The sequence below is a fragment of the Methanolapillus millepedarum genome (assembly GCF_032594115.1).
Classification (GTDB): domain Archaea; phylum Halobacteriota; class Methanosarcinia; order Methanosarcinales; family Methanosarcinaceae; genus Methanolapillus; species Methanolapillus millepedarum.
Window position 1 is genome coordinate 1,142,717 of record NZ_CP131060.1, and the last position, 25,394, is coordinate 1,168,110.

Annotated in this window: 31 protein-coding genes; 12 read left to right on the top strand and 19 right to left on the bottom strand. The window is 41.6% G+C overall.

All coding sequences use genetic code 11. The features are described 5' to 3' along the window. The first annotated feature begins 286 nt into the window (after positions 1–286). From MsAc7_RS05345 to MsAc7_RS05360, 4 genes are all read left to right on the top strand, one after another. Positions 287–1,348 (top strand): DMT family transporter, encoded by a 1,062-nt coding sequence (locus tag MsAc7_RS05345; RefSeq protein ID WP_338101896.1) that lies wholly within the window; start codon positions 287–289, stop codon positions 1,346–1,348. Between the two features lies 1 nt (position 1,349). Further along, a complete protein-coding gene (locus tag MsAc7_RS05350; protein WP_338101897.1) occupies positions 1,350–1,637 on the top strand; it encodes a hypothetical protein in 288 nt (95 codons plus the stop codon). A 12-nt stretch (positions 1,638–1,649) separates the two neighbouring features. Continuing rightward, positions 1,650–1,799 carry a hypothetical protein gene (locus tag MsAc7_RS05355; RefSeq protein WP_338101898.1) on the top strand — a complete coding sequence of 50 codons (150 nt, stop codon included), beginning with the start codon at positions 1,650–1,652 and terminating at the stop codon, positions 1,797–1,799. Between the two features lie 303 nt (positions 1,800–2,102). Continuing rightward, positions 2,103–2,327, top strand: coding sequence for a hypothetical protein (locus tag MsAc7_RS05360; protein ID WP_338101899.1), 225 nt, complete (start codon positions 2,103–2,105; stop codon positions 2,325–2,327). Here MsAc7_RS05360 and MsAc7_RS05365 read toward each other — a convergent pair. Then, positions 2,301–2,594, bottom strand: coding sequence for a transcriptional regulator (locus MsAc7_RS05365; protein ID WP_338101900.1), 294 nt, complete (start codon positions 2,592–2,594; stop codon positions 2,301–2,303). The two genes, MsAc7_RS05360 and MsAc7_RS05365, sit on opposite strands and share 27 nt — an antisense overlap. A 466-nt stretch (positions 2,595–3,060) precedes the next feature. Between MsAc7_RS05365 and MsAc7_RS05370 the strand changes: the two genes are divergently transcribed. After that, entirely contained in the window at positions 3,061–4,980 is a 1,920-nt protein-coding gene (locus MsAc7_RS05370) for an APC family permease (RefSeq protein ID WP_338101901.1), read from the top strand. 62 nt (positions 4,981–5,042) lie between these two features. Here MsAc7_RS05370 and MsAc7_RS05375 read toward each other — a convergent pair whose 3' ends face one another. The 7 genes from MsAc7_RS05375 to MsAc7_RS05405 form a co-directional block, all read right to left on the bottom strand. Next, positions 5,043–5,876: a sulfite exporter TauE/SafE family protein gene (locus tag MsAc7_RS05375; RefSeq protein ID WP_338101902.1), complete on the bottom strand. Its 834-nt coding sequence runs from the start codon at positions 5,874–5,876 to the stop codon at positions 5,043–5,045. 123 nt (positions 5,877–5,999) lie between these two features. Further along, positions 6,000–6,632: a HEAT repeat domain-containing protein gene (locus tag MsAc7_RS05380; RefSeq protein ID WP_338101903.1), complete on the bottom strand. Its 633-nt coding sequence runs from the start codon at positions 6,630–6,632 to the stop codon at positions 6,000–6,002. A 72-nt stretch (positions 6,633–6,704) separates the two neighbouring features. Beyond that, on the bottom strand, positions 6,705–7,064 hold the full coding sequence (locus MsAc7_RS05385) for a response regulator (RefSeq protein WP_338101904.1): 360 nt from the start codon (positions 7,062–7,064) through the stop codon (positions 6,705–6,707). A gap of 303 nt (positions 7,065–7,367) precedes the next feature. After that, positions 7,368–7,547: a hypothetical protein gene (locus MsAc7_RS05390; protein ID WP_338101905.1), complete on the bottom strand. Its 180-nt coding sequence runs from the start codon at positions 7,545–7,547 to the stop codon at positions 7,368–7,370. Between the two features lie 25 nt (positions 7,548–7,572). Next, positions 7,573–8,805, bottom strand: a complete 1,233-nt coding sequence (locus MsAc7_RS05395; protein ID WP_338101906.1) for a site-2 protease family protein — start codon at positions 8,803–8,805, stop codon at positions 7,573–7,575. Positions 8,806–8,985: 180 nt separating this feature from the next. After that, positions 8,986–9,444, bottom strand: coding sequence for an Hsp20/alpha crystallin family protein (locus MsAc7_RS05400; RefSeq protein WP_338101907.1), 459 nt, complete (start codon positions 9,442–9,444; stop codon positions 8,986–8,988). Positions 9,445–9,688: 244 nt separating this feature from the next. Beyond that, positions 9,689–10,969: a cofactor-independent phosphoglycerate mutase gene (locus MsAc7_RS05405; RefSeq protein ID WP_338101908.1), complete on the bottom strand. Its 1,281-nt coding sequence runs from the start codon at positions 10,967–10,969 to the stop codon at positions 9,689–9,691. 269 nt (positions 10,970–11,238) lie between these two features. On the opposite strand from MsAc7_RS05405, the gene MsAc7_RS05410 reads away from it, so the two are divergent. The 4 genes from MsAc7_RS05410 (at position 11,239) to MsAc7_RS05425 (ending at position 14,835) form a co-directional block, all read left to right on the top strand. Next, complete coding sequence (locus MsAc7_RS05410) at positions 11,239–12,630, top strand: aspartate kinase (RefSeq protein ID WP_338101909.1); 1,392 nt, start codon at positions 11,239–11,241, stop codon at positions 12,628–12,630. 57 nt (positions 12,631–12,687) lie between these two features. Continuing rightward, complete coding sequence (gene purM / locus MsAc7_RS05415) at positions 12,688–13,689, top strand: phosphoribosylformylglycinamidine cyclo-ligase (RefSeq protein ID WP_338101910.1); 1,002 nt, start codon at positions 12,688–12,690, stop codon at positions 13,687–13,689. 100 nt (positions 13,690–13,789) lie between these two features. Beyond that, entirely contained in the window at positions 13,790–14,092 is a 303-nt protein-coding gene (locus MsAc7_RS05420; RefSeq protein ID WP_338101911.1) for a DUF1894 domain-containing protein, read from the top strand. Next, a complete protein-coding gene (locus MsAc7_RS05425; protein ID WP_338101912.1) occupies positions 14,089–14,835 on the top strand; it encodes a class I SAM-dependent methyltransferase in 747 nt (248 codons plus the stop codon). The genes MsAc7_RS05420 and MsAc7_RS05425 overlap by 4 nt, the downstream gene beginning before the upstream one ends. 70 nt (positions 14,836–14,905) lie before the next feature. On the opposite strand, the gene MsAc7_RS05430 is transcribed toward MsAc7_RS05425, so the two are convergent. From MsAc7_RS05430 to MsAc7_RS05480, 11 genes are all read right to left on the bottom strand, one after another. Next, positions 14,906–15,214, bottom strand: a complete 309-nt coding sequence (locus MsAc7_RS05430) for a hypothetical protein (RefSeq protein ID WP_338101913.1) — start codon at positions 15,212–15,214, stop codon at positions 14,906–14,908. Positions 15,215–15,328: 114 nt separating this feature from the next. After that, entirely contained in the window at positions 15,329–15,670 is a 342-nt protein-coding gene (locus MsAc7_RS05435) for a hypothetical protein (RefSeq protein ID WP_338101914.1), read from the bottom strand. Between the two features lie 51 nt (positions 15,671–15,721). After that, a complete protein-coding gene (locus MsAc7_RS05440; RefSeq protein ID WP_338101915.1) occupies positions 15,722–16,132 on the bottom strand; it encodes a hypothetical protein in 411 nt (136 codons plus the stop codon). A gap of 238 nt (positions 16,133–16,370) precedes the next feature. Beyond that, the gene (gene cmk / locus MsAc7_RS05445) at positions 16,371–16,913 is read right to left on the bottom strand and encodes a (d)CMP kinase (protein ID WP_338101916.1); all 543 of its coding nucleotides are present in this window, start codon (positions 16,911–16,913) and stop codon (positions 16,371–16,373) included. An 87-nt stretch (positions 16,914–17,000) separates the two neighbouring features. Next, a complete protein-coding gene (locus tag MsAc7_RS05450) occupies positions 17,001–17,621 on the bottom strand; it encodes a DUF106 domain-containing protein (protein WP_338101917.1) in 621 nt (206 codons plus the stop codon). Positions 17,622–17,715: 94 nt separating this feature from the next. Next, on the bottom strand, positions 17,716–18,363 hold the full coding sequence (locus MsAc7_RS05455; RefSeq protein ID WP_338101918.1) for an adenylate kinase: 648 nt from the start codon (positions 18,361–18,363) through the stop codon (positions 17,716–17,718). A 953-nt stretch (positions 18,364–19,316) separates the two neighbouring features. Next, positions 19,317–20,798 (bottom strand): preprotein translocase subunit SecY, encoded by a 1,482-nt coding sequence (gene secY, locus MsAc7_RS05460; RefSeq protein WP_338101919.1) that lies wholly within the window; start codon positions 20,796–20,798, stop codon positions 19,317–19,319. A 420-nt stretch (positions 20,799–21,218) separates the two neighbouring features. Beyond that, positions 21,219–21,704 carry an uL15m family ribosomal protein gene (locus MsAc7_RS05465; protein WP_338103472.1) on the bottom strand — a complete coding sequence of 162 codons (486 nt, stop codon included), beginning with the start codon at positions 21,702–21,704 and terminating at the stop codon, positions 21,219–21,221. Positions 21,705–21,723: 19 nt separating this feature from the next. Then, positions 21,724–22,185 (bottom strand): 50S ribosomal protein L30, encoded by a 462-nt coding sequence (locus MsAc7_RS05470; protein ID WP_338101920.1) that lies wholly within the window; start codon positions 22,183–22,185, stop codon positions 21,724–21,726. 2 nt (positions 22,186–22,187) lie between these two features. Next, positions 22,188–22,817 carry a 30S ribosomal protein S5 gene (locus MsAc7_RS05475; protein ID WP_338101921.1) on the bottom strand — a complete coding sequence of 210 codons (630 nt, stop codon included), beginning with the start codon at positions 22,815–22,817 and terminating at the stop codon, positions 22,188–22,190. Positions 22,818–22,823: 6 nt separating this feature from the next. Next, on the bottom strand, positions 22,824–23,342 hold the full coding sequence (locus MsAc7_RS05480; RefSeq protein ID WP_338101922.1) for a 50S ribosomal protein L18: 519 nt from the start codon (positions 23,340–23,342) through the stop codon (positions 22,824–22,826). Positions 23,343–23,604: 262 nt separating this feature from the next. Between MsAc7_RS05480 and MsAc7_RS05485 the strand changes: the two genes are divergently transcribed. The 3 genes from MsAc7_RS05485 to MsAc7_RS05495 all read left to right on the top strand — a co-directional run bounded on the left by MsAc7_RS05485 (position 23,605) and on the right by MsAc7_RS05495 (position 25,230). Continuing rightward, on the top strand, positions 23,605–23,769 hold the full coding sequence (locus MsAc7_RS05485; RefSeq protein WP_338101923.1) for a hypothetical protein: 165 nt from the start codon (positions 23,605–23,607) through the stop codon (positions 23,767–23,769). After that, complete coding sequence (locus MsAc7_RS05490) at positions 23,766–24,104, top strand: hypothetical protein (protein ID WP_338101924.1); 339 nt, start codon at positions 23,766–23,768, stop codon at positions 24,102–24,104. Before MsAc7_RS05485 ends, MsAc7_RS05490 begins: the two co-directional genes overlap by 4 nt. 181 nt (positions 24,105–24,285) lie before the next feature. Beyond that, positions 24,286–25,230, top strand: a complete 945-nt coding sequence (locus MsAc7_RS05495; protein ID WP_338101925.1) for a hypothetical protein — start codon at positions 24,286–24,288, stop codon at positions 25,228–25,230. The last annotated feature ends 164 nt before the right edge of the window (positions 25,231–25,394 follow it).

Genomic DNA, 25,394 nt, shown 5'->3' on the forward strand with positions numbered 1-25,394 from the left:
TAAAATAAAAAAGTATCTTAAAAACGAAACAAAAACGAAGCAAAAACGAAAATATAATTCCATTAAAAACGAAATCAAGCAATCAAGCACTGAAAATAAATGTTAAAAATAAAATAATGTTGAAAATAAAATAAATCAGATAAACAAAACAGATTTTTAATGTAAATAAAAATCAAAAACGGCCGATTAGAATCAACTTTAACAAAATAACTCCACGAATAACGGATTTTAAAGGCAATTCATTGCTTTAGGTGTTTAATTTATCCAACATTTGGAAGGAAAGTTTATGGCTGAAAATTTAAATCTGAATGACTTAAAAGTCATGGAAAGTAAGCGCAAGGTCAAATTTGGTTATATGTGGGCCTTGTTCTGTGCTGTTTTTTGGGGAATTTGGTATCTTCCGGGAACAGCTGTATGGGTGTTGAATCCTTTTGACGACATGTCCGCCGTCATTGCGGCCGACTATGGAAACTCGGTCTCGCTTGTGATTGTGGCGGTTTTAATTACAGCTCTCAACGCGCTGACCGTCGTTATTGCTCTTTTATTCTGGAACGCCATCCTTGGAAAACATAAAATCAAGGAACTTGGACGCACAATTATGGAGTTTAAACACTGTTCCAAATGGTTCTTCCTTGGATCTATTTGCGGTCTGACCGCTGTTTTTGGCTCATACCTGGCCATGGGATTCATCGGCGCCGCATTCTCGGCTGTTGCCGGTCTTTTGTATCCGGTTGTCGGTTCGACTGTCGCCCGTCTTTGGTATGGCGAAAAGATCTCAAAACGCGCTCTTGCGGGTATTTTAATTATTGTGTGCGGCGGAATCGCGATTTACGCCGGCGGACTTGTTTCTGAACTCGCCACCGGCAATGTCCAATGGTTCGGATATCTCGGCGGTCTGATGGCCGCTGTCGGCTGGGGTCTTGAAGGCGCTGTTGCCGGAAAAGGTTTGGACCTGGCAGAACCCGACTCGGCCATTACGATTCGTTTCATCGGTGAATCGTTGGTTTGGTGGATTATCATCATCCCGATTCTGGCACTTTTCGGATTCCCGATGCTTCACTACGCGCTCCTCGCTCTGAACCCGATGGTTCTTCTCGTCTTGATGTTTGCCGGAATTACGTTTGGTTTCTGTTATGTGACCTGGTACAAATCGTTCCCGCTCATCGGCGTTGGGCGCGGCCAGGGAATCGGAAACTTATACGGCCTCTTCGCTGTGATTTTCGTCTTCCTGTTCTTTGGAAGCTCTCCGGGCTGGGCCATTATCGTCGGCGGCATTTTGTGTGTCATCGGCAGCTTGCTCATGTTTACAGAAAGCACCGGCAATGTCGAATCTCTCCGGGGTGACTAAAATGGCACTCCGACCGACAAAAATCCGGCTTTTGGAACTTTTCCAAGATGGAAAGCCGCATTGGAACTATGAAATCATTGAAATGATTCACAAAGAATACGATATGAGCGGCATGTATGAACGTGACCTCATCAATTTCGACATCATCGAACTCGCCTCGGGCGGAATGATTAAAGATGTTGAACAAGCCGTGGATGACAAAGGCATCAACAAGAAAGGATTTTTGATGCACCGCTATGTCATCACCGATCTCGGTAAAGATAAAGTTGAGCATGCCTGTATCGGATAAGGAGGAAAAAATATGCCGCAAACCGAAATTGCTATGGAAGCTTACAATGCGCTGTGGGCCGCCGGATACGTTCCGCATTCGTCGTACGTGTGGATGATTTTCATTATTATCATCGGCATCATCGCCCTTTACCAAGCCCGGACATTCATTTCAAAGTTCTAAGCTATAAATAATGAAAGATGAATTTCTTTCATTTTTCTTTTTTTGTCTTTTTCTTTTTTGCGTGGTCGGCGCGCGCGTTATAGCGACACATTATCTTTTGGATTTCAAACCCGCGTGTGATTTCATTTTTGAATCAGTAAACCATTTGGCAGTTTTTGTTTTTGAATCAAGCAAACCATTTGGTAGTTTTTGTTTTTGAATCAGTAAGTCATTTGGCAATTTTTTTTTGAATCAAGCAAACCGCCCCGAAAAATCAAACGCTTTGCGTTTGATTTTTTCGGATTTCAATGAAAGATAGCAGAATTGGAAACAGGAGATGCAAACTGTAAGATAGAAACAGGAGATGCAAACTGTAAAATGGAAACAGGAGATGTAAACTGTAAAATAGAAACAGGAGATGCAAACTGTAAAATAGAAACAGAAGATGCAAACTGTAAAATGGAAACAGCAGATGTAAACTGCAAAATGAGAACAGAAGAAATAAGAAAAAAGGAAATCACATTAGAATGTGATTCCGAAAAGAGATAAAATCAAAAGCACAAGCGCTCCGAAAACACCGGTTAAAGCCGTGATGATGAGGTTGACCAAACTGAAATAGTTAATCGGCTCAGCACCCGGGAAATAACTGATCAAATAGTTGTCAACGATGAATCCACCGATGAAGAAGATGATGAATCCCAAAACGATATTGATGATGAGGTTTTTGGCAGTCTTTAACACTTTGTACAAAATAAAAGCAACAACAATTGCGATTAAAATTAAAACGGCATATGTGAGAATTGTCTGAATATCCATTGGAAAAACACCTCAGTGTGAAATAACTCAAGTGAAAAGCGAACGGTTTAACCCGCTCAATAATTTCTAGTTCATAAACCTATATAAAATGAGTTATTAAAGTATAACATTATTTAATTAAATATTTGAATTTCTTGCGATTAAAAATAAAATAATATATAAATGTGGCGAAAGCAATTTATATGAAAAAATCCGCAAAATATAATTTGAAGTTAAAACAAAGTAAAACAATTTAATCGAAAAATGAAGTGTTGGTTTCATAAAAATTATTCAAAAATGCACGAAGCATATTTCCATTTTTCAAAACGAAACCACATATAAGACAACTCTAAGAAACAAAAAACTGCAAAAATATAAAGCGGTGATTTTTCAAAAAAGAGTCTTCTGTTCTGAAAAAAATGAAAGGATTTGATTATTTCATTGCGTCCGAATTTTATAATAATATTTTTATAATGTTGTGATAGGTATGCAAGACAAAGAGAAATATTCAAAAATAAAAAACTTATTTCTTGGGAAAGCCCTCAAAAACGAAGAGATTAAAGATGAAAAATTAAATTTAAAATGGGGCCTCCCGATTATGGCATCAGATGCCGTATCATCTGTAGCTTATGCCATTGAAGAAATTCTCTTGATTTTGGTTCCGGCTCTCGGTCTTTTGTCCGTTCATTATTTGGGAGTTATCGCGCTTCCGATTATTATTTTGCTCATCGTCCTCGTCTTTTCATACTCTCAAATCATTGACCATTATCCAAACGGCGGCGGTTCTTATATCGTCTCAAAAAGGAATCTCGGCAAAAAAGCCTCTCTGATCGCGGCAGCCGCCTTGATTATTGATTATGTTATGACCGTGGCGGTCAGTATTTCTTCGGCAACAGCCGCTTGTGTAGCGGCGGTTCCGGCTTTTTTCGGTTATCAAGTTCCGATCGCTCTGATTTTTCTATCTCTTGTGACGCTGATGAATTTAAGAGGCTTGAAAGAATCCGCCAAAGTTTTCGGTCTTCCGACATACGGTTTTATTTTAATTATGATCATTTTGATTATAACCGGCTTGGTCAAATTTTTAACCGGAACATTAACGCCGATTGAATATTCTCCGGCGGTTTTAAGCAGTCTTCCGTCAACGCCGGCCGGCACCCTGACGACTCTGGCCATGGTATTTCTCATGCTGAAGGCTTTTTCGTCCGGATGTTCCGCTTTAACCGGTATTGAAGCGGTCAGCAATTCAATTCCTTCATTTAAACAACCGTCTCAAAAAATCGCCAAACAAATTCTGTATTGCTTGGCCGGAATTATTATTTTTATTTTCGGCGGGTCCGTTCTGTTGGCAACGCAGCTGCAGGTCATTCCGCTGGAAGGGCATACGGTTTTGTCTCAAATGGGCGCGTCCGTTTTCGGAACAGGACCTCTGTATTATTTGTTGCAACTGGCAACAGCCGCGATTCTTTTGTTGGCCGCGAACACCGCTTACAACGGCCTTCCGACGCTTTTGGCAATTCTGGCTGTGGATAATTATATGCCGCACCGGATGGCCCAGCGTGGACAAAAACTCAGTTTTTCAAATGGCATTTTATTCATCTTCTTCGCCGCCGGCGGATTGATCTTTGTTTTTAATGCCGAAACGCATAAACTGATTCCACTTTATGCCGTCGGCGTTTTCTTATCATTTACGCTCGCACAAACCGGGATGGTGGTCAAATGGATAAAAGACAAAGAACCCGGTTGGCAGCACAAAATATTGATTAACGCACTCGGAGCCGGCATGAGTTTTGTCGGCGCCATCATTGTGTTTACCACAAAATTCATGATGGGAGCCTGGGTGCTTGCCATTGCCATTCCGGCTTTGGTCATTTTGATGCAAAGCGTTCACAATCATTACAAATCCGTTGCCAATGACATTGTTTTAAGTCCGGGCGAAGCCAAGGAGATTTATAAACCATGTTCGAGCCAAGACAACAATCCCTGCATTGTTCTTGGGTCATCGTTCTCCCGTCCGTTTTTAAAAGCGCTCAATTACGCAAACGTTGTCAGTCAGAACATAACCGTTTTGCATATTTCAACAAGTGAGGCGGGCCGCACAAATTTTGAAAAGCTTTGGAAAGAATCGGAATTCCCGGAAAAATTGGTCATTATCGACGCGCCTTACCGTGACATCCTGCCGCCTTTGGAAGAATACATCGACAAAAAACAATCCGAATTGGTCGATGATGAGTTCTTAACGGTTGTTTTTGTCAAGTTTGTCAGCAACCAAGTTATTTTAGACAATATTCTTCATGGGCAGGCTGCTTATTTCATTGAGTACAGGCTGAAAAAATACAACAAAGTGGCATCATTCATTATTCATTATACGTACAACCGCAAAAGAGTGACAGCAAGCAAAGTAAAATAATAAAAACAAAAATCAGAGAAAAGAGAAACAAAAGTAAAAACTAAAAAAAAGAATTTGGGCGATCAAATAAAATCAAAAAGATGAATCCCCAAACTTTTGTAAATCATCGTCGCGCCAATGATAAAAGTTAAAATGGAAAACGTATAGCGGATGTATTTTTGATTCACCCGGTGAGTGACTGACGCGCCGACGCCGGACATAATAATGCTCGGGATGACGAGAATCAGAAAAATCAAAATATTAATGTAGCCGACGGAATACGGCGGAAGTCCGACAGTATCAAACCCGTTAATAAAATAGCCGATGATGCCGCCCATCGATGTGAAAACAATTGTAGCGGACGATGTTCCAACAGCGTTAATGAACGGGAAACGCAGGACAAAGATCATCAGCGGAATGACAACAATGCCGCCGCCGATTCCGGTCAGCCCTGAAATTGTTCCCATAATCGCGCCGCAAACCGCGTATTTGAAATAATTTTGAGAAATATTGGCCGGGTCTTCGTTCGTATCTTTATAAGACGACGTTCGAAGAGCCGCCGCTAAAACAACAATTCCGAAAATGAAAGACAAAACCGATCCCGGCAAGTAGTTGGCAACAAAAGAGCTGGCAAACGAAAATAAAAATCCGAAAGTTCCAATCAGAGCGGCATATTTCCAAAAAACCGTTCCTCTTTTGGAGTGGCGGTACGCGCTGTTGAGCGCCGTCGGAAGCGTAACAGCAAGCGCGGTCGCAATGGCAACTTTCATGGCGATGTCCGGCGCATAGCCTGTCTTTGTAAGAACGAAAAATTGAAGCGGAACCAACAAAAAAGCGCCGCCGACACCAAGCATTCCGGCAAAAGAGCCGGCGATTAAGCCGCCCAGTATTAAAAGAACAAAATAAACGTATTCCATGCCGGCTACCTCCGATTGATTTCCGGTTTTTTGATTAACACATGTAACACAATCTTTGCTCTTATATATTCGTTTTTATATGCTTCTTTTTATTTTGGTTTTTATATTTTTACGGTTTAAATTTTATTTTTTATTCTTTAATTTTTGAACAGATTCTTTGGCCGTTTTGGCGAGCCTTTCGTCGGAAAATTCCATTTGCGTCAAAATTCGAATTGTTGCGTCATCTCCGGCGGTTCCTGAAATTTCAATGATTTTGTTAAAAACATGATTGTCAAGCCCTTGCCCTTTGAGAAGGGCATTCCAGAAATCGGCGCTGAGATTGATTTTTTCAAGTGAAAGCGCCGCCTCATAAGAAACGAGGACATCCGGGTCCTCATACAAAACCCGGGACAAATTCTCAATCAGAAGTAAATCCCGCGAATTTCCCGCTTGCAAGATCCCGATACCGGTCACGCAGTTTTTGCGGACATCCGGATTTCGGTGAGAAAGGTTTTCCAAAAAAATGGATAGAGGAGACGATGGATTTTGAGACAAGATGTAAGAAACAATGCTTAAAATAGAGTCATCTGCGAAAGATTCAAAACAAGACAAAAGAGCGGGAACCGCCGGCTTCCCCGCTGAAATTAAAGCATTAGCAGCAGCTGTTTGGAGCATTTCATTTATTCCGGGAGACAAAAATGAAATTAAAAAGGATATGTCGTCAAAAGAAGGATTTGAGGACACGGATTGAATTTGTTTCAGCTGCGAAATCGGCATTTTGACATAACCATCCGTTGCGGGGACAATAGAAATGAATGAAAAAGAATGAGAAAAGGAAAATATAAAAAATTAAGAGAGATATTTTTCAACTTTCTTTCTGAAATCGTTGATTTGGAAGGGTTTTTGAATATGTCCGTCAAAACCGACATCTTGAAACCTTTGACCTGACAACGTGCATTCGTTGGCGGTGAGCGCCACGAGTTTCCCGTATTTATAACCGCTGTTTCGAATTTTTTGAGCCAGCTCGACCCCGTTCATTTTCGGCAGATTGATGTCGATGAGAATCAGGTCAAATTCGTTTTTTTCGATGAGTGAAAGCGCCTTAAAACCATCTTCGACGCCGACAACATCACAGTCAAACGTCTCTAAGATGTCTTTCACAAGCTCGCGGTTCATGGAATTATCCTCGACCAACAATATTTTTCCCAAGAAAATCAAACCTCCAAGATCAATACCGCACATTTTCGTTTTTGAAAATCAAATACCGCTTTTAATCGTCAACTAAATCTATTTGCTCTTCCGATATAATGTTTTTCAATTTTTAATAATATATAATTATCCAAAAAATATAAAAGAAGAAAATTTTAAACCCGCCCCACCATGTTTTTAATTTTTAATAATGACTGAAATTTAGGATTTATCCTTTTTTAAAAACAGTTCATAGGATATAGAACCACGTGCGAGAGACCACATTGTTTATAAATATAATAAATAATGGTGAATATAATATTTTTAAAATATATTTTTAAAAAGATATGCGAGAAAAATATCAATCCGCCAAAAATAAGGAGGATTTAAACTGTTTTGACCGGCAACTGTTTTGATGATAATTGTTTTAACAAGTAATTGTTTTGGCTGTTTCCATTCCGGCAACATTGCCGGAGAAAAAAATAAACCATTTTCAATCTTCATTAATCGTCATGAACACCGAAGAGAATTACTTCGGGTCATGATATTTATCTTTGGATTCATTTTTTGATGAATTATTTTTTGAAAAATCCGGGCCGATGTTATCGGTGTTGGTTAAACTGCTTCTGAGATTGATCGCAGTCATTAAATCGGTTCTGGACAGAATGCCGGCTAATTTGCGGTCGCTGTCCAAAACAACCAAACGGCCGACACGGCTCATATTCATTTTCTCAAAAGCGTCCAACGCAAGCGTTTCCGGAGAAACGGAAATGATGTCCTTTTGCATGACATCTTTGACAGAAAACGCGTAGCGTTCGGCCTCATTAACTCTTTTGACATCGTCCACCGTAATGGTTCCCGTGACGTACCCGTTGTGCAAAACCGGATAACCCGGGTGCTTGTTTTGGAAAACAAAATTAACGAAATCCGCCAGTTTCATGGACTCGTCCACCGTAATCACATTTTTGGTCATGATGTCGCCGACTTTGACGTTTTCAAGCATAAACGTCGTTTTGACGGCTTTTCCTTCTTCTGAAGCCGAAAGGTAAAGAAAGACCGCCAAAAGCGCCAGCCAAAAGTTAAAGATTAAAATACCAATGACCGCCATCACGACCGAAAAGATTTTTCCGGTTTGAACGGCGATTTCCGTCGCCTTTTGGAACGGATAACGCTGTGCCAGCCATGCTCGAAGAACGCGGCCGCCATCCATCGGAAAGACCGGCAAAATGTTGAAAATGCCGAGGAACAAGTTCAGAGCGCCGACCAGGAACAGAAGAACGGAAATGTCGCGGTACATAATTTCCCAGCCGCCGACCATAACGGATCCCGCAATAATCGGCGCGCCGTAAAAGACGCCAAAGAAAACATAATTGAGTCCCAAAAAAATCAGGCCTATGATGATGCTTGAAAGCGGTCCGACCAGAGCGATTTTGAGTTCTTTGGATGGTTCGACAGCTTTTTCGTCTTTGGGGTTTTCCATCATGGAAACGCCGCCGAAGAAAAAGAGCGTGATGCCTTGGATTTTAATACCGTACGACGTCGCCAAAATTGAATGGCAAAGTTCGTGAATGAGAAGCGTCACAAAAAACAAAAATGCCGCCGCCGCTGAAAAGAGATAGCGAAGCATCGCCGGCTCAACACCCGCAAACCCGTAAGGAAAACGGGTAATGTCAAACAAAAACGCAAACAGTAAAAAGACCAGCAAGAAGGTCATGTGAATGTAAATCGGAATTCCTTTGATTGTCGCAATTTTAAAAGCCATGCCCCAAAAAGGACTTCAACCAATATATATTATTGGATAATTATATTAGAGAGATTTTGGGGTTTCCAATAGATGGCAGTTGTTAAGTATTCCTTGACAACTGAATCCAATATAAAACAACAGCGAAAAAACAAAGAAAAAAGGAGAATAAGAAATTAAAATGAATTTTAAAACGAGCCGTTAATCATCCACGTCAACAATGCTCGGGTCTGTTTTCTTCGGAAGCGTCACGGTCAAAACACCATTTGCCAGCTTTGCCGTTGCTTTTTCTTCGTCAATTTGAACCGGAATGTTAACGGAACCCTCATATTTGCGGTAGAAACGTTCCCGACGAATGTAGCTTCCCTCTTCGATTTCATTGAGGCATTCCGCCCGGATGGTCAAAAGACGGTCCTGAATTTCAAGAACAACATCCTTTTTTGTAACACCCGGAAGGTCGGCTTTGACGACAATATCATTTTTGCGTTCAATCAAGTCCATGAGCGGTGTTTGCCGGAATTCCCCGAAAGAATCTTCTTTGGGCTTTCCGAAAGATGTAATTTTGTTGAAAAATTGATTCAGCTTTTGAGAACGCGGCTCTGCCTCCTCATCCTCAATCTCATCTTTGTCTTTAGATTGCTTTTTTTGAAACGGATTCATATAATTTCCCCAATAATTTTCGTTTTTAGATTGTTTTTGATATTATATTTATATTATAGAATGAAAGTCAATAATAATGAACTTCATCAACAATGATGAAATTAATAAAATATAAAACAAAACATAAAACACATGAAATAAAACTTAAGAATAAAATGAATTCGAGATATATAATCTTATTTCATTGGTTCTCAAATTATTTCATATTTATAATTCACACTCAATTTCCTTTTGCCTCTTGATTTTAACAAGAATCATCCGCTTTGAGCATCATTGAAATCAAATCCGGCGCGTAAACCGTTCCGAACGACCCGCTTTTGACAGATTCCTCATCAAAAACGGAAACATTGTCCGCATTCAATTCCCGTGTGTCATACAAAACAAACGGAATCGGGTCGCTGGTGTGCGTCTTCAAAGAAACCGGCGTCGGATGATCCGGCATCACCAAAATTTGAACCGGCTCTCCCTGCTTGTGAGAGTCACGCGCAAACCGGAGAAGCGGCGTGACAATTTTCGCGTCCAAATCCTCAACCGCCTGAAGCTTCTTTTTGGCGTCGCCCAAGTGTCCGCACTCGTCCGGCGCTTCGATGTGAACGAAAACAAAATCCTTGGATTTTAAGGCTTCCACAGCTGCGTCGGCTTTTCCCGCATAGTTGGTGTCTAAAAACCCGGTGGCACCGGGAACATCAATAATTTCAAGACCGGCACAGATACCGATTCCTTTGAGAAGATCAACTGCCGAGATGACCGACCCTGTTTTTTGATGAAGTTTCGCGAAAGTTTCGAATTTGGGCGCGTTTCCCTGTCCCCAGAACCAAATACAATTCGCCGGAAGCTTTCCTTCCTGAACACGTTTGACGTTCACCGGATGGTTTTTCAAAACTTCGTAGGATGATTTCATCATATCCAAATAAATTCGAGCGGCGCGCTCCGATTCCAAATCGCCTTTCACCGCTTTGGGGAAATGGTCCGAAGCCTTTTGCCCCGTCACGTCATGCGGCGGCGTAAACACGCAGCTTTTACCGAAATTATCTTTGGCCACCAGCAAATGACGGTAACTGATGCCGGGATAAAAAGAAAAATGATTTGTGCTAAGCGCTTTGTCCACGGCTTTGATGAGCTCTTTGGCTTCGGCCGACGTTATATGCCCGCCGCTGTAATCTAAAATGTAACCGTCCGAAAGGTCCGGGCCGTTAGCGCCAACGGTTCCATCCTTGTTGCCGATGGTAATCAAATTGGTCCGAAAAGCCAAATCGTTCCCGGATAATTGGACGCCCATGCTGACCGCTTCAAGCGGAGAACGTCCCGTGTAATAAACCGCCGGGTCGTATCCGAAAATGGACATGTTGGCGACATCGCTTCCTGGTGGATACCCGTCGGGAACCGTGACGGCAAGACCACTGCGTCCGTGCTTCGCTAAAAAGTCCATACTCGGCTTTTTGGCGTATTGAAGAATCGTTTTTTGATTCCATTCCGGAATGGGAAAATCCGCCATTCCATCACCGATAATAACAATGTGTTTCATGAAAATCCGGCCTGTTTTACAAATGAATATTTCGGAAAATATAATTTATTTAACTGAATTTGAATCGTGACGTATTTATTTGTTATGATGATAAATTCTAAGCGTCATAACCTATTTAAATATCCGTTACCTTGGAAAAAGACAGGTCAAGAAGAATAACTTGTCCCTGTTGTTATGTTTGTTATAATTGTTGATTTTATTTCACCCATGATGCTTTGACGGCTATTGTTTGCGTTTATACTTATTATTTCGGAATCGGATGATTGAAAATGAAAATTGTGATGAAATTCGGCGGCACATCGGTCGGAGACGGAAAAAGAATCCGCCACGTTGCGGAACTGCTTAAATCGTACTTTGATAAAGGAAATCAAGTGATTATGGTCACATCGGCATTGGCCGGCGTCACCGACGGCCTTTTGGAAACAGCGACAGCCGCTTGCGAATATGGGAAGGTCGCGACAATTTCCGAATTTATCGCCGCGCTGAAATTAAAACACTTTAATGCCGTGAACGACGCAATCGAAAACAAAAAAATCCGCGCGGAAGTCATTGAACACTTGGAAATCAAAATCGATGAGCTTGAAAAAGCACTCATCGGTATCTGCTACCTCGGCGAACTGACCAGCCGTTCCAAAGACAATATTTCATCTTACGGCGAACGCTTGGCGGCGCCGATTGTGTCCGGAGCCATCCGGTCACTTAAAATTCCCTCCAAATACTACACGGGCGGCGAAGCCGGTGTCATCACCACCGATGTTTTCGGGGGCGCAAAACCGCTTCCGAAATCCTATGCGCTTATTCATGAGCGGCTCACCCCGGAATTTAAATCGTCCATTCAAGTTGTGACCGGATTCATCGGCGAAAACGAAGACGGGAACATCACAACGCTCGGCCGCAGCGGTTCGGACTACACGGCATCCATTATCGGCGTCGGTGTCAAAGCGGATGAAATCTGGCTTTGGAAAGAAGTGGACGGCATCATGACCACCAATCCGAAAATCGTTCCGGACGCTCAAACCATTAAATTTATTTCATATCAGGAAGCGATGGAACTTTCTTCTCTCGGCGCCGAAGTTTTACACCCGCGCGCGATTGAGCCGTCCATGCAGCACCACATTCCGGTCCGGGTCAAAAGCACATTTAAACCCGACTTTGACGGAACGCTTGTGATTTCGGAAAATAAAATGTCCAAAAACGTTGTCAAAGCCGTCAGCATGATTAAAAAAATCGCGCTCATCAACATTTCCAGCGTTGAAATGGTCGGATCGGTGGGAAAAGTGGCCAAGATTTTCTCCATTCTCGCCGACAAAAACGTCAACGTCCGGTTAATCAGTCAAGGCTCCGAGTCCAGTATTTCGTTTATCGTGAATGAAAACGACCGCGTCAAAACCGTGAAAGCGATTAAAGCCGAATTGGGAGACTCTTATAACGTCGAGTTCAGAGCGGACGTCGCGGTCGTCGCGGTCGTCGGCGCCGGAATGGCCGGAACACCCGGTGTTGCCCGCCGCGTATTTACAGCTCTCGGGAAAGAAAACATCAACATTATCATGATCAGCCAGGGCTCTTCCGAATACAACATTTCTTGTGTCGTCAACATTGACGACGTCAATAAAGCCGTGCTTGCGCTTCACAACGAATTTGAACTCGGAAAAAAGGAATAAAAATTTAAGCGCCGGTAAGTCCGGTGAATTCAGTTTTATCAAATCAGAGGATCTAAAATGACAGATAAAGAACAAACTTATGCCGCGTCCGGCGTCGATATTAGAATGGAAGAGGACACGATTAAATCCCTGACCAAAAAAATGACATTCAAACGGGAAGGATTCGGTGCGCCGCTCACGGAAATCGGCCACTATGCCGGACTGATTGACTTTGGCGAATTCGCGATAGCGATGACAACTGACGGTGTCGGCTCAAAAGTGCTGATTGCGAATGAAATGGGAAAATGGAATACGGTTGGCATTGACTGTATCGCGATGAACGTGAACGACCTTCTCGCCATCGGTGCCGAGCCGGTCGCTTTCGTTGATTATTTGGCGCTTGAAAAACACAAGCCCGGATTTGCCGCCGAAATCGGAGAAGGGCTTTCTAAAGGCGCTGAGATTTCCCGGATGTCGATTGTGGGTGGAGAAACCGCAACGCTTCCCGATATCATTAAAGGGTTTGACTTAGCCGGCACTTGCATCGGTTTTGTCAAAAAGGAAAACGTGTTGACCGGCGAAAAAATCAAAGAAGGCGACGTTATTATCGGCCTGAAAAGCACCGGCGTTCACAGCAACGGCTACTCCCTCGTTCGGAAAATCATCAAAGAATCGCCGTACGAATACCAGGATTATTGTCCGTACAATCCGAAAAAGACAATCGGCGACGAACTTTTAACACCGACCGCCATTTATATGGAAGTGTTGGATGTCATCAAAAAATACGAAGTCCACGGCCTTGCCCACATCACCGGCAGCGGTCTTTTAAAACTTCACCGCATCACAAAACTCGGATTTGATTTCACGGACCCGATGGAGCCGCCAGCGATTTTCAAATTCCTTCAGGAACAAGGAAAAGTCAGCGACCTGGAAATGTACAAAACATTCAACATGGGTATGGGCTTTGTCATTATTGTCCCGGAAGATGTTGCCCAATATGTGGTCGGCATGACCGGCGGAAAAATTGTCGGAAAAATCGTCAAGTCCGGAATCAAAGTCAAGGATCTTGTCATTGATTGAGACGAATACCACCGAAATATCTGTTGATGCCGGTAAACACCGTACGCATCAACTCTTCTCGTTTTAAATATTTAAACAAACCGGAACAAGAGGCTGTTTTATGGTGTGTCTCAGAGACGTCAACTGCGCCATTGTCGGAAGCGAATTAACGTTATTCGAATCCGAAATGATTATCAAAGAATTGTCCGACATCGCTTTTTTTGTTCCGGGCGGTTCCCAAATCAAAGGAATTACACTGAAAGGGTCCCGTCCGTTTCCGGTTGGGATTTCCGGAAACGACATTTATTTTCAATATGTTAAACCGTGTTTCGGGATTTTTGTTCTTCAAATCGAAAACTGTCCGGATGATGTCACGAAACTCAAAGACGATTTTTTAAAAAACAAATATGAGATGATCGAGTGACCGCCCCTGAAAATAAAATAACCGGCACCGCCAAATTTCCACCTGCCGGCGGCTATGACAGGAATGTGCGGTTGACGGTTCCGAATTACGATTTACTTCACACGCAAACACTTCGGCTTGTGAAAGCTTATTTTGAAATTCAATCCGGTTCCGGCGGTAAAAATAAAAAACCGATTCGTTGGCTGGACACCGGTGGCGGGACCGGCACTTTTGCCGAAAAAATTGCAACTGAATGCCCGAAATCGGAAATTATTCTTGCGGACCCGTCTGCGGAAATGCTCAAAATCGCACGGCAAAAATTTGCCGAAAATATAAACCCACAGGCAATGAACGCAAAAATCCAATTTGAAACGGTCGGCACCCAAAACTTGACGTTTCCGGACAATGACTTTGATGTAATGACCGCTGTTCTTTCCCACCACTATCTGTCCGAAAACGAACGGGTTGCTGCAACGGAAAACTGTTTTCGGATGCTTTCACCGGGCGGCATTTACATTACTTTTGAACACACGGCACCGTTAACCAACCCCGGAAAAATCGTCGCGCAGCAGATGGTGGCGGATTTCCAAAAAGATTTCGGAAAAAATAAAACGGACGTTGAAAACTACAAAAAGCGCTATGGAACGGAATACTTTCCGATAACGGTTGCGCAACATATGGATATTTTGAAAAACGCCGGATTTAAAACCGTGGAATTGTTTTGGTATTCGTATTTGGACGCCGGATTTTACGCCATAAAGTAAAAAACAAAAATCAAAAAAAAATAATAAATGGAAAAATCCATTAACTGATCTTTCCATCTCTCAGATTTGATTATTTTCTTTTGACGAAGTCATCCGTCAATGAGAAAAGACCGGACCCGAGTGTGATACGCAAGTCTTTGTCAACGAAAACAGCATTTCCGATTTCGGTATTGTTGACATAAAGAAGATACTGGCCGTCTCCTTTTGCCCAGGTTCCGTTCATTGTGGCGCCATAGTAAGAAATCGTAAAGGTTTTGTCGCTTGAAAATGTGGCGACGGCTTTTGTCTTATTACCATCCCAAGTGCCGACGATTTTGTCGCCCATACAGCCGGATGCGATACAAGCAAAAAGAACAATGAGTAAAGCTGCAATAGACAATGTTTTCTTAATAATATCTCCTCCAATTCATAGTTTTTGAAAGACGGCTGTTTGAAAACCGTTTGTGATAAATTGGAGAGGATATTATATAATAATTTTGAAAATACGACAAATTTAGTTTAATTTTTCAAGAATAAATTCGGCATATTCAATGGCTTTATCTGCCTGCATTGAAATCGGTAAATTGAATGTCAACACATCATCATAATCTGTTTTATTTCTCCAGACTCTTAACGAATACAATTTGTTTCCGATTTGCTGATGGTTTTTATTTTTTGAATTCGTGTAAAAATTTGCAACATCCGCATGTGTTTCCTTAAACTTAAAAACCATGTGATTTAAATCCTTTGCGTAATTTCGTGCCGACAAAAAAGCAGCGTAATAAGCCCGGCTGATGACGCAACGGTATGCAGACTCCGGGTATTGGCAATTTTCATTCTGTGCCAGTTTGTCCAACTACCGAGATATATCTAAAAACTGTTCCGGAAAAATCATATTTTCAACTCCTCAAACAGCAACAAAAACGTGTTGTGCAAATGTGCCATATTTTTCTCGAATCTGCCGATTGAGCTCAAAAATTTCCGAATCAATTTGGTTCATACGTTCTTGATAATGAGTGATCGGAACTGTAATTTCAATACAATCAAATCCTGAATCGTAAAACATGTCAATTTTTCCGTTTAAACCACAATTGTATATTTTCTTCAAACTGTCTGTGACATAAAGCAGCATGTTAGCTGCCTTTGGGCATGCTTCGAATCGTTCTCGGATTTCTTCAATGTTTTTAATTTGGTAAAGATTGGTTTTTTGAATTTGATTTAATACCGAATTAATCTGAGAATTTTTACCGTTCTTTTTCTGGAAAAAATTCCAAACCCAGCTGTGTTTAAAATTCTTGAAATACAAAAAGTCATTCATGAGAACCCCTCATTTTAAATTTTTAAGTTATGCAATAGAAAATACATTGACAGTATATATTCACTTCGATTTTGAAAAAAACGAAAACTATAAATAAAAAATATAAGGGCCGGCTGACTCAATTATAAATCAAAATAAGATAGAAATGATAAGATAGAAATGACATTACAAAAAGAAAAAAGAGAAAGAAGAAGAGAGAACAGAAGAAAGAAGAAATTAAAAAATGGGAAATTGGAACTTACTGCATGGCGTCTGCCGCCCTCAGAATTATGTCGGCAATCGTTTCCGGGAGTAGGCGGTCGGTGTCAATGACCAAATCATAAATAAAAAGATCATTGATATCGATTTTATAATATTTCAAATAACGTGTGTTTTCGGAATTTTCGCGCTCAATCGTTTTATCCATCTCGAATTTAAACGATGACGTGCCTTCCCGCGTCATAATCCGGCGAACGCGGGTTTCAATCGGCGCTTTCAAATAAACCCGAAGAACAGGCTTTCCCGGAGGTGCTGCGGTTGACATGTGGGCTGCGAGGCGTCCTTCCAAAATCAAATTGTCTTGAGTCTTTGAAAGCTCCTGCTGCTTCATATCTATTTTCAAATCAACGGACGGGTCGGATTCGGCCAGAACGCCGAATTCCGCCAAAGAAAGATTCATTTCCTTGGCAAGGCCGCGGAAAATTTCTCCGGAGGATATGAAATCCATACCGGAACGCTCTTTTAAAATCTTCGCCACCGTCGATTTGCCGGTTCCCGGAAGACCGCTGAGTGTGATTAACATAAATACCGTTTGCCATCCGTCTTTTGTTTTTATTATTTATTCCTAATTTTTGTTTTTAATTTTTGTTTTTAATTTCATTTTTGAACATCAAGCGCCGGCCGTCGTAATGTTCATGAATTTACGGAGCACTTGGCTGAACGCCAATGACGAAATGAAATACCAGTAGAGCCAGTAGGTAAAGATGAAAAGTTTGTCGCTCAAAAATTGAGTTCCCCAAAACGGGAAAACAAGTGTTGCGTCCGGATGCCCGCCGATGTAATAGTAAACCCACATCAAAAGCGGGAGAGAGATAATAACAATGTAAAACATCGGTTTAAACTGCTGTTTCATCATGGTCATTTGCTCTTCCATCATCTCAGCTTGCTGTTCTTCAAGTTTTTTGAGCAAATAAGTATTTTGCGTTTGCTGCGCCTCTTTCATTTCCTTTTGATAGACCTTCATTTTTTCCTGGAAATCACGCATCTTATTTTGATCGACCAGATATTTCTGAATCAAAGAGGAATAAATCGCGGTGATAATGGCCATGGCCGACAAAAGAAGGAAGAAATTTGATTCGCCAACCAAAAGGAGAACAGGAGACATGACAATGTCCATAAATTCGCCGAGAACGGCGCGAAAACTCGGAAACATGACGCCGACAAATAAAATGACACCGACAATCAGCAATGCTTTACTGACGATATCTTTGATACTTTGTGTTTGTGCCAAAACAATCCCTTTTAAATTGATTTTTGATAAAATGTAAAAATAAAGGCATAAGAAATGGGAAAGATAATTCAAATAAACGGAAAATATCTTATCCTTATTTGAATTTATTCACTAACTTTTTAATTTCTTCAAAAACGACATCAATGTCTTTTGTTCCGTCAATGTCTTTGAGAACGCCTTCTTTTTTATAAAAATCCACAAGAGGCGCTGTTTGAGATTGATAAGCCTTCAACCGTTGCGTGACCGCGTCTGCCGTATCATCTGTTCTTTGATAAAGTTTATCGCCGCAAACGTCGCAAATGCCGGACTTTTTGGGCGGATTGAATTGGATGTGGTAGCTGGCGCCGCAGGCTGACATCCAGCGGCCGGAAATGCGTTCCACCAGATCTTTTTCCGGAACGATGATATTGATGACGCATTCAATCGGTTTGTTGATTTCTTTTAAAATCTTGCCTAATGCTTCTGCTTGCGGAATTGTTCGCGGGTAACCGTCCAAAAGAAAACCGCCTTTGCAATCGTCTTGAATCAAACGGTTCTTGATAATTCCGATCAAAACGTCGTCCGGAACAAGCGCGCCTTTATCCATGTAACTTTTCGCGGCAAGCCCGAGCGGCGTTCCTTCTTTAACGTTCGCGCGAAGGATATCGCCGGTTGAAATTTGCGGGATGTTGTATTCTTTAGACAATTTCTGCGCCTGCGTTCCTTTTCCGGCGCCGGGCGGACCAAATAATATAATGTTCATCAATACCACCTGAAAATATAAAATTGAATGATTAAAACAAGAAGGAAAGTAATTACAAATAAACATTTTCTTATAAAAAGAATTGCATGGCAAGCAAAAAACTGTAAAATTATAAAAGGAGAGAAGGCAAATCAATCCTGCCCGGAATTCATCAAAATTAAAAAAAGAAATCGGCAGATTTCATCTGCCGGAAACTATTGAATTATTCATAAATAACGGATTGAATGAACGGAATTATTTCTTTCCTTTAGAAGCCGCATTGTTTGGGTTTTTTTGGTTGGATTTGTTGTCCATCGCTGCTTTTTTGGAAGCATTATTCGGATTCTTGGAATCTGCACGTTGATTTGTTGCCATTTCAATTCACCCCCTTTAAAATATAACATTTATAATATAATAGTAAATATATAAACATTGCTTCAAATTTTTCGTTTAAAATATTAAAACAAAAACTTAAATGAAAAAATGAGATGAGTCAATTAAAAAAGAATAGACAATAAGAAATAATAAAAAGAATGGAAGCGGCATAAATACGAAAATGAAAAGAAAAGTGATTGAGGGACCATGAGGATAAATGGTCCCTCCGGGGGTCGGTTTTCGAATATTTAAAGAGGTTTCAGACACATTGGATTCAACCTTTTGTGGAATCATGTTTAAAGATATCGTTTTTAGAGTTTGGGTTTAGGTTAATCGCTGATCGGAGTTTATAAATTATGTCAGACGTTATTTAATCCCACCTCCTTTATTATATAATTTTATAGATAAATATAATATTATATAAAATAATCGTTTTAAGAAAAAAAAGTGTTTTGAAAAGAATTATTCAAAACAAAAGCAATAAAAGGCATGGAGGAAAAGAAAAGGACAAGAGAAAAAGAAAAAACGATAACGAAAGTGAATAAAAAAAGGCGTTTGAATTTCTTCAAACGCCTTCCTTTTTGCTAAATTTAGTTTAATTAATTGTCTTTTCCGAGGAAAGAACGAAGCATCGGATGCATTTCCATCATTTGTTCGGACGCCAAATCCTCATACAAACGGTAGACAATACTGACCGTGAGCAATAATCCGGTACCACCGGCACCTCCGACCGTACCGAGCAAACTGGCAAACAGAGTCAGAATACCGATAAAAGCACCGCCGATAACGGTCACTTTCGGGATGTAGCGCTGCATATATTTTTCAATGGATGCGATGTTGTTTCTGAATCCCGGAACTTGCATGCCGGAATTGTAAATCTTCTTGGCCGTTTGTTTGGCACCCATGCCGGTTGTTTCAATCCAGAACAAGGCGAAGATGATACCGCCCGCAATCAACAAGAAGGCGTCAATCAGCACGTGAAGGCCGATTTGCCAGGTGGCCGGCGCCGCGTAGCCCATGGACGCAAAGTTTTGCGCCACATAAGTCGGAATCCAATCGGACGGACTGTTGATGGCTGACAAGTAATACATGATACCGTTGACCGGCGTCGCGCCGGAATACTCACCAAAGATAGTGATTCCGCGGCCGGCCAAAAGAACGCCGACCAATTGAATGTTGGCCTGCAGAGCGCGGACCAAAATCATCGGAAGAACGGATGCGTAAATCAACTTGACCGGGAATTTTCCGCGGGCGCCGCGAACCGATGTGTGGGCGAGCGGAATTTCAATCCGGACACTTTCCACATAAACGACGACGATGAAAATCACAATCGTGGAAATGAGCGCGAGAATACCGGCGTTGATTAAGAGATACATTATTCCGGAAGAACTGGAAAAGAGCGTTCCAAGTTCACCGCTTGTAATTAATTGGAACCATTTCGGGATAATACCGATGGACAGACCGTCGGAACCCGGCAACCAGTTGATTAAACCGGTGACAATCTGCTGGGAAACACCCGCGACGATGAACAAACTGATACCGGAGCCGATACCCCACTTGGAGACCACTTCGTCCATGAACATAATGAGGACGCCGCCGATACAAATCTGAATGAATAAGAACAACGTAACGACCCAAAGGTCAACACCTAAAGTCGCCGCAAGCGCCGGATCCGGCTTGATGTAGCCGAAAAGCTGCGGAAGCGTTTCTAAAACAATCATCACAAAGACGAGGAACTTCTGAGCGCCTTGGAAATAAGCTTGGTCTTTCGGATCCGAAAGGTCCAGGTGAATAATGTCACCGCCGACCAACAATTGCAAAATGATCGACGCCGTCACAATGGGGCCGATACCGAGAACGATGAGAGAACCGGTGGCGCCCGCGAAGAAGGCACGATATTGCGCAAATAAATCGATCGATTCAGCCGACATACCAAACAACGGAACGTTTGAAAGAACAAAGTAAAGCGCAAGGATCGCAAGCGTCCACATCACTTTGTTTTTAAACAAAACTTGTTTTTCAGGTCTGGCGACAGAGGGTAACCTGCTAAAAAAAGGCTCCAAAACACTCCTGAAACTCATTCGAATACACCTTGATTTGAAATAGAATGGATAGACTCAATTCACTGTAAATTAGTAATTCATAAACTCAATAAGACAACAATAAAATACAAATCAATAAGCAATAACGTCAAAGATAAATCTGAAATAAATATGAATGAAACCTGAAGTTGAATCAATCTATCTTAAAACCGCAAATTAATGCAGATAGTGATAACGGTTAATAGTATTAATATATTATTGTATGCAGTTGATATTTATAAAAATAACATCAAGCAAAATAATGACAGAAAAATTCGGTAACGTGATAAATCAAAACATAAAAAATCACAACAAATAAACAAATAAAAGAAAGCGGCATTAACTCCGGCTTTCTTTATTCATGAATCTGATTCTGAAACAATGTTTTAACAACACGTTTTCGAATTTAATTTTTAAAATTTATTCTTCATCTTCTGCGCAGTCACAATCGCCGTCACAGGCACAGTCGCAACCGTCGACTTCGATGCACTCTCCACCGGCGGCCTCGATTTTTTCGCGGGCGGACTCGGAGAAAGATTCTGCTTTGACAATCATCTTTTTGGTGACGCGTCCGGTTCCCAAAACTTTATCGATGCCGATGCTGTACAAATCGACAACAAAGGTGTCGCCGTCAAGCTCGATGTAATCGGCTTCCGCTTCGTGAAGGAAAGCAACGAGTTCATCAAGTTCACCGACATTGACGATAAAGACCGGGTCGACAACCGCTTTCGGGCGGGTAAATCCTTTGTAAATGTAACCGGGTCTGTATCCTTCGCGCATGGCACGGATAAAGTGGTGGGCGTTTCCACCGGCGTGGCCGCGGCCTCCGCGGTTTCCGGCACCTCTTCTGTTTTTGTGAGTACCGCCGCCGCAGGTGCGTGATCCTCTGTATTTTTTAGTTCTGATGTGTCCCATGTTTTCCACCTTACCTCATTTTGTGCAAAAGAACAGCGATTTCTTCGCCATGGTTTCCGAGAACGCCGCCCTGTTGAACGGTTCTCTTCATACCGGCGTGTCCTTTTCTCGGCGGGTGAAGCCTGAAAACCGGCTTCATCAACGGAACGTCTTTGATTTCGATTTTTCCGTCAACAAACGCTTCTGCAAGTTCTTTGATCGAACCGTACGGCGTGTTTTCGGCGACATAAGCGTCAGTCAAACATTCTCCGCCTTCGAGCCGGCCGCGTGTTTCGAAAATTTCGGCAACTTGTTCGGCATTGACGGTTCCGAAAGCCACATAGTCTTTGGATTTCTGAATCATACCCTTGTAGATGTCGTTTTCCGGAAGGAAAACACAGTGGTTCACTTTGTTTAAGCGAAGCATGCGGAGTGTGTCTTCAATCGTCTCTCTGACGGCAACACATCCTCTCATTCTGATAACTGCATACATGTTTAGACTCCTCCGTTTCCTTTCTTCGGAAGTCTCATTGTGCTGACATTGTTCAAAGCAACAAATGTCGCTTTGGCAAAGTTCAACGTTGTGCGGGTTGTTCCTTCGGTTTGGGTCCAAACGTCACGGATACCGGCTTTTTCAAGCACTTTTTTAGCGGTGCTTCCGGCGGCAATTCCAAGACCTCTCGGTGCCGGAATTAAAGTCACGACGACGCTGCCGATTTTTCCGGTGGCTTCGTACGGAACAGTGTGTTCGTTTCCGCAAGCGCATTCCCAAGAACCGCAGCCGCGTGTGATGTGCTGAATATTCAATTTTGCCGCTTCAATCGCCTTTTTGATGGCGTTTCCGACTTGAACGTCTTTGCCCTGACCGAGACCGACATAACCGTTTCCGTTTCCGACAATGACGGTCGCTCTGAATTTGACACGCCGTCCGGAGTCAGTCATTCTCTGAACCATGTTGATGTCTAAAACTTCATCAGTCAGGTCCGGTAAAAGAAGATCCACAATTTGCGGCTCTCTCAAAGGAAGGCGGGACTTAAGGGCGTCTTCCATGGTTGTAATTTGTCCGTCCGCAACAAGTTTTCCAAGTCTTGTTTTCGGGACCCATTCTGCTTCTTCATATGCCATTTTTCATCACCTGAACTCAGCATTAATTTTTTCGACCGCCGCGTCAAACTGTGCGGGAAGATCTGATCCGTTGTACTCGGCCGCAATTTCTCCCCGGATGCGTTCATCGGACGGGAAAATGGATTCGTCATGCGGAACATCAATGCCGGCGTCAACGATGCCTTTTAAGGCGGCGTAAACGCGGGATCCCGAAGTGGACGCGTGAAGTCCGATGTCCAAAATGCCGGAGTCATATCCGTTTTGGATGCTGCGCAGGCCGAACAAAAGGCCGGTTAAGTACGCTGCGGTTGTGTTTCCTGTCGGTCCGTTATAGCCGTATTTTCCGAGTTCGGTTGAGATGGCGGATGAATAAGTGACATCTCCGATCGGTGTTGGGGCTATAAGCTGAATTTGCATGTTTCGTGTGCTTTTGCGCACGACGATACGGTTCTCTTTGGAAAGGAGAAGCGCAAGACGGGAATGGTAATTGGTCCGTCCCTCTCTTCTTCTTCTCATCGGAACCTTATATCTTGGTCCTGTTGCCATAACTAGCTCCTCAACATTTTTTTATGTTTAAAAGTTTAATTTTTCTTTTCATAAGCTGCCGGCATATTTTATTAACAAATATTAACCGAAAAGACGCCTATCAAAAGGGTTCCTATATACAGATTAGTTGTATATAAAGATTCTGAAATCCGAAAAATCGTAAAAGATATAAAGAAAGGGGAGAATTACATTTGGAAATAAATTTAATAGTTTTATGCATTTTAAATAGATATAATCTTCAAAAATATAAAGGAGAGGGAAAATGAACAAGACCATAGAAGATTTGATTGCAATCATGATGGCATTAATTGGCGGGATTGCTTTAATTGAAATTTTAAAAACACCTCTTAAAAAATGTAAAAATTGCCAAAACCGCAATTATTTAGGAGATTCCGATTGTCAATTTTGCGGAGGGGAACTTAAATGATCTCCGGAATTTTGGAGGGCGTAAAATATCTCAACCACATCATTAATCAAAAAAATTTGATAGAAACCATCACCTTCGGGTTCTTATTTTTTCTGCTATTACTGCTGATGTTTGATCACTATGAAGTGATTTATTTAAACCGTCTTCCGTTCACCAATAATATTCAATTTACACTCTGGATGTATGTTTTAATAAATGTTGGAATCACAGGGGCTGTTAAATTTTCAAAAGAAATAAAAAATCCTATCTGTCCGAGATGTCGAGGAAAAATGAATGCCATGAACTTAGAATATGAATGTGAAAAATGTGGAAAATTAATCTTTGTCCGGGAATGAAATTTAAACAACTCAATTTGCGCTCAAATCAATTATATTTTATTTAAACACACCGGCCGCCAATGAATTAATATAGAAAGAACGAAGAAAACAATATTTGATTTTAAACATTTTAAAAAAACATATGTTTGAAATTAAATCTTTTATTTTTAAAATAATATAATAATTTGGGGTTTAGACAATGATGAGAAAAATGATGATGGGAATACTTTCTTTACTTTTCATTTTAATGATGCTGACGCCGGCACTTGGCGCAATCAGTTTGGAAGATGCTTGGATCACCGCCGGCGGCTATTCAATCGGAGACGGGGAACAAATGGATATGAACCTTTACACCCTTGAATCGCATCCGTATTACTTCGTCGAATATTCGGTCAACAACACATTGACAGGCGTTTTAGTCATTGACGGGGAAACCGGCGAAGTTGTCAAAGACAGCGAGACCGTTCAAAAAATATCGTACACGAATTTCTATTTGAAAAACGTAACTCAGGAATACATTTCCGGACTCAATATCAGCGCTCAAGTTTACAAAGCGTCTTCGGATTTCTGCAACAAGCAAGCCGATTTGTTCAAAAAGGAAATTCCAACACTTAAGGATGGGGACCGGCAAAAATTGGGAACAATCGCCCAAAGTTATCAGGAAGCTGGTACCGCATATGGAGAAATGGCAACACTTTATGGAGAAGTTGCCGTTGTGGCATCGGATGTCGTCAGCGGGAACCGTTCCTATGAAAACGCCATGAAATTAACCGGCCAAATGGACGAACTTGAAAAAATTCTGATAAAATTAGGAACCGCATATGATCACGTGATTGCAGACATGAACATTTATTTTGATATTTTAATCGAAAATCCGGAAGCATACCGCGTCAATAAAACACAAATGGAAGATTATAAAGTTCTTTTTAATACAAATTGGCCCCAAGAAAAAGAATTGATCGTCAACGCATTACTCCAAAGCATTGAAGATGATCGCGAAAATACAAAAAACAGAACTGAGGTCGATGTTCAATTAATGGATGTACGTGTTAAAACAGCTGAAATGCCCGGCTTCACTTTCTTCCTAACTGCCGCAGTTCTCGGTTTGGCGGCAATCGTTGCCGGAAAAAAGTATAGGAAATAACCAATTGTTGATTCAGTTGCAACAATTAATTTTAAAATCAAAATTGCCGGCTCCGGCAATTACTCTTTTTTAATTTCAACCAAGGTTTTAATTCATCTGAATTCATTAAAATAAATATATTAATATATTTTAACATCGTGTTGTTTTCAGATTGTCAAACCAGA

Bases quoted from the DNA above. Each gene is read 5' to 3' on its own strand.
- MsAc7_RS05345 (WP_338101896.1), top strand. From the start codon at position 287: ATGGCTGAAAATTTAAATCTGAATGACTTAAAAGTCATGGAAAGTAAG.
- MsAc7_RS05350 (WP_338101897.1), top strand. From the start codon at position 1,350: ATGGCACTCCGACCGACAAAAATCCGGCTTTTGGAACTTTTCCAAGAT.
- MsAc7_RS05355 (WP_338101898.1), top strand. From the start codon at position 1,650: ATGCCGCAAACCGAAATTGCTATGGAAGCTTACAATGCGCTGTGGGCC.
- MsAc7_RS05365 (WP_338101900.1), bottom strand. From the start codon at position 2,594: ATGGATATTCAGACAATTCTCACATATGCCGTTTTAATTTTAATCGCA.
- MsAc7_RS05370 (WP_338101901.1), top strand. From the start codon at position 3,061: ATGCAAGACAAAGAGAAATATTCAAAAATAAAAAACTTATTTCTTGGG.
- MsAc7_RS05375 (WP_338101902.1), bottom strand. From the start codon at position 5,876: ATGGAATACGTTTATTTTGTTCTTTTAATACTGGGCGGCTTAATCGCC.
- MsAc7_RS05380 (WP_338101903.1), bottom strand. From the start codon at position 6,632: ATGCCGATTTCGCAGCTGAAACAAATTCAATCCGTGTCCTCAAATCCT.
- MsAc7_RS05390 (WP_338101905.1), bottom strand. From the start codon at position 7,547: ATGAAGATTGAAAATGGTTTATTTTTTTCTCCGGCAATGTTGCCGGAA.
- MsAc7_RS05395 (WP_338101906.1), bottom strand. From the start codon at position 8,805: ATGGCTTTTAAAATTGCGACAATCAAAGGAATTCCGATTTACATTCAC.
- MsAc7_RS05400 (WP_338101907.1), bottom strand. From the start codon at position 9,444: ATGAATCCGTTTCAAAAAAAGCAATCTAAAGACAAAGATGAGATTGAG.
- MsAc7_RS05405 (WP_338101908.1), bottom strand. From the start codon at position 10,969: ATGAAACACATTGTTATTATCGGTGATGGAATGGCGGATTTTCCCATT.
- MsAc7_RS05410 (WP_338101909.1), top strand. From the start codon at position 11,239: ATGAAAATTGTGATGAAATTCGGCGGCACATCGGTCGGAGACGGAAAA.
- purM (WP_338101910.1), top strand. From the start codon at position 12,688: ATGACAGATAAAGAACAAACTTATGCCGCGTCCGGCGTCGATATTAGA.
- MsAc7_RS05420 (WP_338101911.1), top strand. From the start codon at position 13,790: ATGGTGTGTCTCAGAGACGTCAACTGCGCCATTGTCGGAAGCGAATTA.
- MsAc7_RS05440 (WP_338101915.1), bottom strand. From the start codon at position 16,132: ATGAATGACTTTTTGTATTTCAAGAATTTTAAACACAGCTGGGTTTGG.
- cmk (WP_338101916.1), bottom strand. From the start codon at position 16,913: ATGTTAATCACACTCAGCGGTCTTCCGGGAACCGGCAAATCGACGGTG.
- MsAc7_RS05455 (WP_338101918.1), bottom strand. From the start codon at position 18,363: ATGAACATTATATTATTTGGTCCGCCCGGCGCCGGAAAAGGAACGCAG.
- secY (WP_338101919.1), bottom strand. From the start codon at position 20,798: ATGAGTTTCAGGAGTGTTTTGGAGCCTTTTTTTAGCAGGTTACCCTCT.
- MsAc7_RS05470 (WP_338101920.1), bottom strand. From the start codon at position 22,185: ATGTATGCAGTTATCAGAATGAGAGGATGTGTTGCCGTCAGAGAGACG.
- MsAc7_RS05475 (WP_338101921.1), bottom strand. From the start codon at position 22,817: ATGGCATATGAAGAAGCAGAATGGGTCCCGAAAACAAGACTTGGAAAA.
- MsAc7_RS05480 (WP_338101922.1), bottom strand. From the start codon at position 23,342: ATGGCAACAGGACCAAGATATAAGGTTCCGATGAGAAGAAGAAGAGAG.
- MsAc7_RS05485 (WP_338101923.1), top strand. From the start codon at position 23,605: ATGAACAAGACCATAGAAGATTTGATTGCAATCATGATGGCATTAATT.
- MsAc7_RS05490 (WP_338101924.1), top strand. From the start codon at position 23,766: ATGATCTCCGGAATTTTGGAGGGCGTAAAATATCTCAACCACATCATT.
- MsAc7_RS05495 (WP_338101925.1), top strand. From the start codon at position 24,286: ATGATGAGAAAAATGATGATGGGAATACTTTCTTTACTTTTCATTTTA.